The following is a 10778-nucleotide window of genomic DNA, read 5'->3' on the forward strand; positions in this document are numbered from 1 at the left end:
CCACTACAACGGCCACCAGCTGCTGACCGCCGAACCGGCATGTGCCGAAGCACTGGCCAAGTACCGCATCAACCCGGGCAACGTCGGCTTCGGCAAGAAGAAGGATCTGCAGTTCGCCCAGCTGATCGAATTCGCCATCCGTTACAACAAGCCGGTGCGCATCGGCGCCAACTGGGGCTCGCTGGACCAGGCCCTGGCGGCGAAGCTGATGGACGAGAACAACCTGCGCGAACAGCCCTGGGATGCCGGCCGCGTGCTGCGCGAGGCGCTGATCCGCTCGGCGCTGGATTCGGCCGAGCAGGCGGTGGAGCTGGGCCTGCCGCGCGATCACATCGTACTGTCGGCCAAGGTCAGTGGCGTGCAGGAGCTGATCGCGGTGTACCGCGACCTGGCGCAGCGCTCCGACTTCGCCCTGCACCTGGGCCTGACCGAGGCCGGTATCGGCAGCAAGGGCATCGTGGCATCGTCCGCGGCGCTGGGCGTGCTGCTGTTCGGTGCGGCGACTTTCGCCATCGTGCCGCCGTTGCAGATCCGGGTGATGCAGGCGGCCAGCGAGGCGCCGGGACTGGCGTCGTCGATCAACGTCGGTGCGTTCAACCTGGGCAATGCCGTGGGTGCGGCGCTGGGCGGTGCGGTGATCAGTTCGGGCCTGGGCTACGCCGCGATTCCGGTGGCCGGTGGCATGCTGGCGGCGTGAACGGACCGCGCACGATCCACTTCGGTGTCGCCCCCGAACTGCGTCTGTTCGTCCCGGTGGAACGGCGCTCGGGCGTCACCGATGTCGCCGTCGACGGCTCCTCCACCCTCGGCCACGTCGTGGAGTCCCTCGGCGTCCCGCTCACCGAGGCGGGCCCCCTGCTGGTGGACGGGCGGGCCGTGCCCGTCTCGCACATCCCGGCCGACGGCGAGTCCGTCCACGTGCCGTGGCGCTCCAGGCCCCAGTCCGTCCCCGGCGCGCCCCTGCGCTTCCTGCTCGACGTACACCTCGGCACCCTCGCCAGGCGGCTGCGGCTGCTCGGCGTGGACGCCGCGTACGAGAGCGCGGATCTCGGCGATCCCGCCCTGGCCAGGATGTCGGCCGAGGAGCGGCGCGTGCTGCTCTCGCGGGACCGGGGCCTGCTGCGCCGCCGCGAGCTGTGGGCCGGCGCGTACGTCTACAGCGACCGTCCCGACGACCAACTGCGCGACGTACTCCAGCGGTTCGCGCCCGCGCTCGCGCCGTGGACCCGCTGCACGGCGTGCAACGGGCTGCTGGGCCCCGCGGGCAAGGACGAGGCGGCCGTGCGGGAGCAGCTCAGGCACGGCACGCGGCGGACGTACGACGTCTTCGCACGGTGCACCGCCTGCGGGCGGGTCTACTGGCGGGGCGCGCACCACCGGCACCTGGCGGAGATCGTGGACGCGGCCATGGCCGAGTTCGGCGACGGCACGGCGGCCTGAGGACCCGCCCGCCACCGGCCGAGGGGCCCGGGCGCCCCGTGCGTCGTGCATGACACGCTGTGACCATGGTCGTCCTGCGTTCCGCCGCCCTCTTCGTCGTCGCCGCCCTCTTCGAGATCGGCGGGGCCTGGCTGGTCTGGCAGGGCGTACGCGGCGACGGCGACTCGGGCGGCCGGGGCTGGCCCTGGGTCGTCGCCGGGATCGCGGCGCTCGGCGCGTACGGCTTCGTGGCGACGCTCCAGCCGGAAGGCCAGTTCGGCCGCATCCTGGCCGCGTACGGCGGGGTCTTCGTCGCCGGGTCGATCATCTGGGGCGTGGTCGCGGACGGCTACCGGCCGGACCGCTGGGACATCTCCGGCGCGGTGATCACGCTGGTGGGCATGTCGGTGATCATGTTCGGCCCGCGCGGACACTGAGCGGCGAGGACCCGTCCCCGGCCCGGCTGCCGGGGCCGGGAAACCGCCGGTGTGACGCGAGGGGCGGCTGCCTATCCTGGGGCGCATGGGCCCCAGGGCCCGCCGACCCATCTGTGCGAGGAGACCCCATGAGCGCCGCAGCCGCCGCGGACCGGCCCACCGCAGCCGCCGACAACGCAGCCACCGCCACCGCCGTCGTCACCGGGGCGAGCGGCGGCATCGGCGCGGCGACCGCACGGCAGCTCGCCGCCGCCGGGTACCACGTCGTCGTCACCGCGCGCCGCGAGGAGCGCGTCACCGCGCTCGCCGAGGAGATCACGGCGGCGGGCGGCAGCGCGACGGCCTACGCGCTCGACGTGACGGACCGCGCCGCCGTCGACGCGTTCGCGGCACGCCTCACCGACGACCAGGCCGGTCCTGTGCGGGTTCTGGTCAACAACGCGGGCGGCGCGCTCGGCCTCGACCCGGTCGCGGGCGGCAGTGCCGACGAGTGGCGGCAGATGTACGAGACGAACGTCCTCGGCACCCTGGGCGTCACGCAGGCCCTGCTGCCCACCCTCACCGCGAGCGGCGACGGCACGGTGGTGATCGTCTCCTCCACCGCCGCGCTCGGTACGTACGAGGGCGGCGCGGGCTACGTCGCGGCCAAGCACGGCGAGCACGTCCTCGCCGAGACGCTGCGGCTGGAGATCGTCGGCACCCCGGTCCGGGTGATCGAGATCGCGCCGGGCATGGTCAAGACCGAGGGCTTCGCCACCACGCGCTTCCACGGCGACGCGGAGAAGGCGGCGAAGGTGTACGAGGGCGTCGCCGCGCCCCTCACCGCCGACGACGTGGCCGACACGATCACCTGGGCGGTCACCCGTCCCAGCCACGTCAACATCGACCTCCTGGTGGTCAGGCCGCGCGCCCAGGCCTCCAACAGCAAGGTGCACAGGGAGCTGTGACCCGGGCGTCCACTCCCCCGGCCCCGGCCGGGACGATCCACGCGAGGAGCATCCGATGAACGACAACTTCACCACGCGCGCCCATGACGAGGGCGCCAAGCGCGGCGGCGAAGCCGTCGAGACATACACCTACTCCGGTGTCACGGCCGGCGGGCAGAGCTGGCGTTCGAGTCCGGGAGAGACGCTGACGAGGCTGCTCGCGGACCTGCTGCACTGGGCCGACGACACCCAGCGGGACTTCGACAAGGCGCTGGAGCGCGCGAGGAAGCTGCACGACACGGAGTTGTGACGCTCCCGCACGACACGGGGCCGGGACGCCGTGACACCAGGGCGCCGGGGCGCTCCGACGGGGGCCCGTCGCCCCATGCACTGAATACGATGAACCGAATATGAACTGAACGAATGATCGAGAGATCATCACTTCAGGTGATGAACCGGCAACTCTCTGGCGTGAGGCGCCCCGTACGGATGATGCTCGTGGAGCGCAGGTGACCGGCCGCGGACCGTCCCGGCGCTTCCGCCCTTGTCCCAGAAGGCGGAAAACACGTCCCACGTCGTGCGCCCTCAGGGCAGCACACAGCAAGGAGAGAACAAGACATGAACATCCTCACTGGTGTCCTCGCCGGCCTCATCCACCTCGTCGGCTGGCTGGTCTGACACCCGCGAGACAGGCGCCGGCCTCCCGCCCAGGGAGGCCGGCGCCTTCGCGTCGCACGGACACCCGGAGCCGTCCGCCCGGGGCCCGTCCACCCGGAGCCCATCGGCTCATCGCGGCCGCAGCCGCAGCCGCTCCGCCCTGCGGGCCAGCACGCCGTCCCGCAGCTCCGCCATCTCCCTGAGCGCCGCCGCGCGTTCGCGCCGCGAGAGCCGGTCCAGGTAGAGCCGCCCGTGGAGATGGTCCGTCTCATGCTGGAGGCAGCGGGCGAAGTAGCCGCGCCCCTCCACGACCACTGGCTCGCCGTCTTGGTCGAACCCGCGCGCGACGGTCCGGTCGGTGCGCGGGACGACCCGGTAGGGCCCCGGCACGGAGAGGCACCCCTCGGCCTGCTCGACGAGCCGCCGCTCGTCGGCCGGCACCTCGTCCAGCACGGGGTTGAGGATGTGCCCGACGTGGCGCACGCCCCAGTCGTCCTCCATGTCCCAGACGAACAGGCGCAGATCGACGCCGACCTGGTTGGCGGCGATGGCCGCGCCCTCGGCCACGTCATTGGTGGCGAACATGTCCTCGATGAGCGCCGCGAGTCCGGGCGAGCCGAAGTCCTCGGCGCCGGCGGGACGGCACCGCCGCCGCAGGATGTCGTCCCCGACCAGGGTGACGGGGCGTACGGCACCACGCGGTCCGGTCTCGGCCATGGACGGCTCCTCAGGGAAGAAACGAAAGCAGAGGTGCGGCGGGCTCACGAACGGCTCACACAGCCCGGAGGCGACCGGGCCGCCTTGCGCAACTCTTTGCAAAGTAGCATGCTTTGCAAAATGAGCCCTGAGTCACTGCCCCGCTTCACCCCTGCTCCGCCCGCGCTCTCCCCGCGGCTGCTGCCCGACCACCCGGTGCGCGTCGCACTGCTCGACCTGCTGGCCGAACGGGGCACGGTCACCGCGACCGAGGCCGCCTCGCGCCTTGGCCACAGTTCGGGCCTGTGCTCGTTCCATCTGCGGCAGTTGGCGCGGTACGGGCTGATCGAGGAGGCCCCGGCCGTCGGCGGCCGGGCGAAGCCGTGGCGGCTGCGATGGGCCGAAGGGCCGACGGAGCTGGAGCCGGCGGCCGGGGCGGACGCCATGCCCGAGGGCTCCTTCACCGGCCTCACACGGGAGTTGGAGGACGAGAGCCACGACCGCTGGCTCGGGCACCGGGACCGGGCGCCGGTGGAGTGGCGGCAACAGGCGGATTCGTTCAGCGCGGTGGTGTATCTGACCCCGGGCGAGGCGGCGGAACTGGCGGCCGACCTGCGCGCCCGCATCCGCGCGTACGCCACCCGGGAACGGCCCGCGCAGCACCCGGACAACGCGGTGGCCGTCGCCGCGATCAGCCGGGTCTTCCCGCTCCTGACGCCGGACGACGGCCGGGATTAGACCGGCCCACCACGGCCCGGGAAGGCTCGGGGGCCGACGGCCCGGCACCTCGCCCGGCCACGCCCAGGCCCCCGTCAGCAGCCGGCACCTCGCCCGGCCACGCGCAACCCGTCAGCCCTCCAACCCCTCAGCCCGTCAGCCCTCCAGCCCCCTCAGCCCGTCAACCCGTCAGTCCGTCAGCCCTTCACGCAGACGACCTGCCGAAGCCTGGTGACGACCTGCACCAGGTCCGTCTGGCGTTCCATCACCTGCTCGATCGGCTTGTACGCACCCGGGATCTCGTCCACGACGCCGGAGTCCTTGCGGCACTCCACACCCCGCGTCTGCTCCTCCAGGTCCCTCGTGGAGAAGCGGCGCTTCGCGGCGCCCCGGCTCATCCGCCTGCCCGCGCCGTGCGACGCCGAGTTGAAGGCCGCGCTGTTGCCGAGGCCCTTCACGATGTACGAACCGGTCCCCATCGACCCCGGGATGATGCCGAGGTCGCCGCTGCCCGCGCGGATCGCGCCCTTGCGGGTGACCAGCAGGTCCATCCCGTCGTACCGCTCCTCGGCCACATAGTTGTGGTGGCACGAGATCACCGGCTCGAAGGTGACCTTCGCCTTCTTGAACTCCCTGCTCACCACATCCTGGAACAGCCACATCATGAGGGCGCGATTGTGCTTCGCGTACTCCTGGGCCCAGAACAGGTCGTGGCGGTAGGCCGCCATCTGGGGTGTGTCCGCGACGAACACCGCGAGGTCCCGGTCGACCAGGCCCTGGTTGTACGACAGCCCCTGCGCGACGCCGATGTGGTGGTCGGCGAGCTCCTTGCCGATGTTGCGGGAGCCGGAGTGCAGCATGAGCCACACGGAATCCGACATATCAATACAGAGTTCGACAAAGTGGTTCCCTGAGCCCAGCGTCCCGATCTGCTTCCTGGCCCGGTCCTCGCGGAAGTGCACCGCGTCCGCCACGCCCCCGAAGCGGGACCAGAAGCCGGCCCAGCCCGCCGCAGGGAACCCGTGCAGCGCGGACGGGTCCAGCGGGTCCTCGTGCAGGCCCCGGCCGACCGGGATGGCCCGTTCGATCCTGGAGCGCAGGCGGGAGAGGTCGCCCGGCAGGTCGGACGCGCGCAGCGACGTCCTGACCGCGGACATGCCGCAGCCGATGTCCACGCCGACCGCCGCCGGGCACACCGCGCCCTCCATCGCGATGACGGAGCCGACCGTCGCACCCTTGCCGTAGTGCACGTCCGGCATCACGGCCAGGCCCTTGATCCACGGGAGCGTCGCGACGTTCCGCAGCTGCCGCATCGCGGAGTCCTCGACGGCCGCCGGGTCGGCCCACATCCGGATCGGGATCTTCTCACCCGGTATCTCCGCATATGCCATGGTTCTTCGTTCCCCCTTGCTCCGCCTGAAGAATTACGATGCACAGGGCACACGCCCGCCGCGCGGCACGCGGGGCGGGCAGCGCGGCACAGCCGCTGTCACCCGGGCCGACCAGCGGCGTCGACGGCTTGTGCGGTACACATGGTGTCCATCCACCGGCCCGGGGCGGCAAACGCTTTTCCGGCCGCCGGAGACCGTATTCCAGGAGGCTCAGCACCGTGCAGCGAATCGCGCAGGCACCGCACCGCAGCGCTCGTCGCAAGGTGTGGGCGCCCGGCCTCGCGGCGCTCCTCGTCGCGCTGGTCGCCGGTGGCTGCACGGCCGGCGGCGGCACCGACGACTCACCGAGCGACGCCAAGCAGGGCGATCCCACGCTGTCGCTGCCCGCGCCGGGCAAGTACCGCACGCTCCTCGAGCCGTGCGGCGCCGTGCCCACGTCCATGCTCAAGGACCTGCTGCCCGGGGTCTCCTCCCTCGCCCCCGAGCAGCAGGACCGGGTCCTGGCGGGCACGCCCGCGGTGACGTACGACACGGACCGCCGGGTCGGGTGCAGTTGGAAGGCGGACGCGCCGGACTCCTCGCACCGGCTGGCGGTGGACATCGAGCGCGTCGTCTCGTACGACCCGTCGGTCAGCGACGCCGACCGCGCGAAGCAGGTCTACGCCAAGGAGCAGAAGGCCGCGCACATCCCGGAGTCGGGCTCCGCCGCGCCGCCGTCGACCGGGGACGGCGGTTCGGCTGCCGGGTCCGCCGGGGGCTCCACATCGCCGTCACCGTCGAACACACCGGGCGCGACGGACACATCAGATGCATCAGGCACATCGAGTGCATCGGGTTCATCGGGCGCATCGGGTTCAAAAGGCGCATCGACCACACCGGGCGGGCCGCCCGCCTCTCCGTCCGGGACCCCGGGCGGCGACGGCGGCACCGGCGTGGGCGGCAGCTCCGACGACAGCGACCTCGCACCCGGGCTCCAGCCGCGCCGGCTGAGCGACCTCGGCGACGCGGCGTTCGTGAACGACGTGCTCGCGCAGTCCGGATCGGCCACCCAGAACCGGACCGTGAGCGTGGTGTTCCGCACATCCAACGTGATCGTCAGCGTCACGTACACCGCGCAGCCGACCCACGCCGACGAGGTGCCCGACAGCAAGGAACTCCAGGACAGGGCGCAGGCGCTGGCGAAGAAGCTGGCCGACGAGTTCGACCAGTAGCGCTCCCCGCCCGTCCCGGGCGCCGGGGCGTCGTACGGGGCGGGGCGGGGGACTCGGGTCCTGCGCCGGCTCTTCGCCGGTTACCGTGGCCGCTCGGACCGTACGTACCGACCCACGCGTACGGTGCGTGACGCCAACCGTTCTCCGACGACCCACGCGTACGCGAACGCCTACGACCCGTGACCGCAAGCAATGACTGAAGGAACCATGCGCCGATCAGCCTCGCGACTCCCCCGCATCCTCGCCGCCGCGGCCGTTCCCGCACTGCTCGTCGTCGCCGGCTGCTCGTCCGGCAGCGGCGACGGGGGCGGCAAGGACAGCGCGGACGGCGGCAGCAGCTCCAGCGCCCCCTCCGCGCAGCACTCGCCCTCGGTCGCACCCGCGAAGTACCGCAGCCTGCCGGACGCCTGCAAGGCGATCGACTCGGGCACCGTCGGCAAGCTGGTGCCGAACGCCAAGCCGAAGGGTGGCACGGCCGGTACGTCGACGGACATCAACGCGCACAGCAGCTGCGCCTGGAACGGCCTCGCGGACAAGGGCGTCCACGGCTCGCAGTACCGCTGGCTGGAGGTGTCGCTCTCCCGGTTCGACTCGCAGACGGCCCTGGGCACCGGCAACGCCCAGGCCTCCAAGCAGTACACGACCGAGATAGACGCCGCGCAGACGACGAAGAGCGCGAAGAGCGTCATGACGGCGCCGGTGACGGGCGCGGGCGACCAGGCCACCTCGGTCACCTACCGGCTCAGCAAGTCGGGCGAGGACTTCTCGTACGCGACGGTCGTGGCGCGCGCGGACAACGTGGTGGTGTCGCTGACGTACAACGGCGCGGGCTTCGAGGGCGAGAAGTCGCCGAGCACGTCCGACGTGTCGAAGGACGCCGTGACCGCGGTGAAGAACGCGCTCAAGAGCATCGAGGACGGCGGCACCGGCAGCTCCTCGGGGACGGGTTCCGGTTCGGGGTCCGGCTCGGGTTCGGGTTCGGGTTCGGGCAAGTCGTCGTCCTCCCCGAGCCCCTCGAAGTCGTCCTCGGGCGCCGGGCACGACCCGGGCAAGCCCGGCGCGTCCTCCTCGCCGACCCCGTCGAAGACGGACACGACGTCGAGCGCCCCGAAGCAGTCGAGCTCCTCGTCCGCGAGCGCGAAGGCCGGCGTGGCCGGCTGACGGCCGGCAGGCCGCGCGCGACCGGCGCGCGCGCCTCCCCCGCGGGTCCCGTACGTCGTCTCGTACGGGACCTGCCGCTTTGGGCGGTTCCGTACCGGCCCCGCGGCCGGGCCCGGACGCCCGGTGCATCTCCCGCGCCCCCCTCTCCCGTACGCATGTGCAAGGCTGTTGCCCCGCCGGCCCCGTGCCGGCCCGGGCCTGCGGCCCCGCCACCGGGCGGAAGCCGGCACCTCCAGTACGTCCAGCACATTCGGCACATCAGCACATTCAGCAGTTCCGGCGCTTGCAGCACGAGAAACGGGAGGGGATCGCGCGTGGCCGCGATGCAGCTGTCACGGACGCATCGAATACTGGTCGGCGTCGTCATCACCGGCGCGGTGATCATCGCCGGGATCGGTTTCGCGGGTTCGTACGCCGCGGTGCGCGCGCTCGCCGAGAGCAAGGGCTTCGGCGAGTTCGCGCTCGTCTTCCCCATCGGCATCGACGCCGGCATCTGCGTTCTGCTCGCCCTGGACCTCCTGCTCACCTGGATTCGCATCCCCTTTCCGCTGCTGCGGCAGGCGGCCTGGGTCCTCACGGCGGCGACGATCGCCTTCAACGGCGCCGCCGCCTGGCCCGATCCGCTGGGTGTCGGCATGCACGCCGTCATCCCGCTGCTGTTCATCGTCACGGTCGAGGCGGCGCGGCACGCGGTCGGCCGGATCGCGGACATCACCGCCGACAAGCACATGGAGGGCGTGCGGCTGACGCGTTGGCTGCTGTCGCCCGTGCCGACGTTCCTGCTGTGGCGGCGGATGAAGCTGTGGGAGCTGCGCAGCTACGAACAGGTCATCAAGCTCGAACAGGACCGTCTGATCTACCAGTCGAGGCTTCAGGCCCGCTTCGGCCGCGGCTGGCGGCGCAAGGCCCCGGTGGAGTCGCTGATGCCGCTGCGGCTCGCCAAGTACGGTGTGCCGCTGGCGGACACGGCGTCGGACGGCCTCGCGGCGGCGGGCATCGAGACGGCGCCCGCGTTCGCCCCGGCCGCGGCGCGAGAACTGACCGCCGGAGGCACGGCGACGGGTGCGGCGACAGGAACGGCCGGTACGGGGGCGGCCGGTGAGGTCGATCTGACGAAGCGTGCGCCGGGCTCCCCGCAACAGCCGTGGCCGGAAGCCGAGTTCCAGCCCCAGGCGCAGGGACAGGAGCCCGGCGGGCCCCGGCCCGCGTCCCGGCAGCAGGCCGCACATCCTGGCCAACAGACGCGGCCCCAGGCCCAGTTGCCCGGACAGGACGGACAGGCCGGACAGGGCACCGGGGCGCAGGCCCCCGCGCCCCAGCGGCAGGACGGGCAGCCCCCGTACGGGGCCCCTCAAGCCCCCTGGGGCCACCAGGCCGCCTTCGAAGAGCAGGCCATGACGGAGCACCAGCTGCGGCAGCGGCAGGAGTGGGCCGAGCAGCAGGAGCGGGCCGGGCAGCAGGAGCGGGCCGGGCAAGAGGAGTGGGCCGGGCAGCAGAACCACCCGCAGCAGGACGTCAGCCCCTGGTTCGCCGCGCAGAGCATCCCGCAGGGCGCCTACGAGGAGGCGTACAACCCCACGTACGTGGAGGGCCTCGAACCGACCCCCGTGCTGCCGCCCGCCGGTCCCGGCGGCCGGGGCCGGCCGCTGGGCGGCGGACCCGGCGTGCCGGTTCCCGAGGCGGGATACGGGCCCGGGGACGGCCAGCAGCAGGCCCCGGAGCCGGAGCCGGCGCAGGACGGCGGGGACGCCGCCGAGCACGCCGCCCCGCTCGACGAGCGCGGGCCCGCCGACGGGCTGCCCCGCGAGGAGCAGTACTACAACGGCCTCAAGAAGTACATAAGCGAGTACAACGACATGCCGAACGAGCGGCAGTTCGGCCGGTACCTGCTGGAGATGTACGACCTCCGCGGGCGCACAGGGGGCCCGCTGAGCGAGAGCACCCTGCGGGTGCCCCTGCGCGAGGCGCAGCGCCGGTTCCAGGAGGAGCTGGACTCCGAGCACATCGCATGACGCCCGAGCGCCACGCGCGCGCCGTGCGCCGTGTACGGTCTCGTACGCCTCGTACGCCCCGTCCACCGGACGAGCGGTCCCGGGCCCGGGACCAGTGCGCCGTGTACGTCCACCGGACGAGCGGCCCCCGGGCCCCGGAGCCCCACAAGCC

11 protein-coding genes are annotated in these 10778 nt (G+C 72.5%); 9 read left to right on the top strand and 2 right to left on the bottom strand.

All coding sequences use genetic code 11. From position 1 onward, the window contains the following. From LCE31_RS29620 to LCE31_RS29640, 5 genes are all read left to right on the top strand, one after another. Nucleotides 1-697 (top strand): flavodoxin-dependent (E)-4-hydroxy-3-methylbut-2-enyl-diphosphate synthase (locus tag LCE31_RS29620; protein ID WP_225019716.1); only part of this gene is annotated, 697 nt, incomplete at its 5' end. Then, nucleotides 694-1440: a Mut7-C ubiquitin/RNAse domain-containing protein gene (locus LCE31_RS29625; protein ID WP_225019718.1), complete on the top strand. Its 747-nt coding sequence runs from the start codon at nt 694-696 to the stop codon at nt 1438-1440. The genes LCE31_RS29620 and LCE31_RS29625, both read left to right, overlap by 4 nt. Nucleotides 1441-1505: 65 nt before the next feature. Next, nucleotides 1506-1856, top strand: a complete 351-nt coding sequence (locus LCE31_RS29630; RefSeq protein WP_225019720.1) for a YnfA family protein — start codon at nt 1506-1508, stop codon at nt 1854-1856. Nucleotides 1857-1984: 128 nt separating this feature from the next. After that, complete coding sequence (locus LCE31_RS29635) at nt 1985-2803, top strand: SDR family NAD(P)-dependent oxidoreductase (RefSeq protein ID WP_225019722.1); 819 nt, start codon at nt 1985-1987, stop codon at nt 2801-2803. Nucleotides 2804-2858: 55 nt separating this feature from the next. Further along, nucleotides 2859-3092 (top strand): hypothetical protein, encoded by a 234-nt coding sequence (locus LCE31_RS29640; protein WP_225019724.1) that lies wholly within the window; start codon nt 2859-2861, stop codon nt 3090-3092. A 476-nt stretch (nt 3093-3568) separates the two neighbouring features. On the opposite strand, the gene def is transcribed toward LCE31_RS29640, so the two are convergent. After that, on the bottom strand, nt 3569-4156 hold the full coding sequence (gene def / locus LCE31_RS29645; RefSeq protein WP_225019726.1) for a peptide deformylase: 588 nt from the start codon (nt 4154-4156) through the stop codon (nt 3569-3571). Between the two features lie 120 nt (nt 4157-4276). Between def and LCE31_RS29650 the strand changes: the two genes are divergently transcribed. Continuing rightward, nucleotides 4277-4873 carry a winged helix-turn-helix domain-containing protein gene (locus LCE31_RS29650; RefSeq protein ID WP_225019728.1) on the top strand — a complete coding sequence of 199 codons (597 nt, stop codon included), beginning with the start codon at nt 4277-4279 and terminating at the stop codon, nt 4871-4873. Between the two features lie 176 nt (nt 4874-5049). On the opposite strand, the gene LCE31_RS29655 is transcribed toward LCE31_RS29650, so the two are convergent. After that, nucleotides 5050-6243 carry an RtcB family protein gene (locus LCE31_RS29655; RefSeq protein ID WP_225019730.1) on the bottom strand — a complete coding sequence of 398 codons (1194 nt, stop codon included), beginning with the start codon at nt 6241-6243 and terminating at the stop codon, nt 5050-5052. 218 nt (nt 6244-6461) lie between these two features. Between LCE31_RS29655 and LCE31_RS29660 the strand changes: the two genes are divergently transcribed. The 3 genes from LCE31_RS29660 to LCE31_RS29670 all read left to right on the top strand — a co-directional run bounded on the left by LCE31_RS29660 (nt 6462) and on the right by LCE31_RS29670 (nt 10627). Next, nucleotides 6462-7454 (top strand): DUF3558 domain-containing protein, encoded by a 993-nt coding sequence (locus LCE31_RS29660; protein ID WP_308042327.1) that lies wholly within the window; start codon nt 6462-6464, stop codon nt 7452-7454. Nucleotides 7455-7661: 207 nt separating this feature from the next. Further along, complete coding sequence (locus LCE31_RS29665; RefSeq protein WP_225019732.1) at nt 7662-8615, top strand: DUF3558 domain-containing protein; 954 nt, start codon at nt 7662-7664, stop codon at nt 8613-8615. A 314-nt stretch (nt 8616-8929) separates the two neighbouring features. Then, complete coding sequence (locus tag LCE31_RS29670) at nt 8930-10627, top strand: DUF2637 domain-containing protein (protein ID WP_225019734.1); 1698 nt, start codon at nt 8930-8932, stop codon at nt 10625-10627. Nucleotides 10628-10778: the final 151 nt, after the last annotated feature.

The sequence above is a fragment of the Streptomyces sp. 8L genome (assembly GCF_020176795.1).
Taxonomy (GTDB): Bacteria; Actinomycetota; Actinomycetes; order Streptomycetales; family Streptomycetaceae; genus Streptomyces.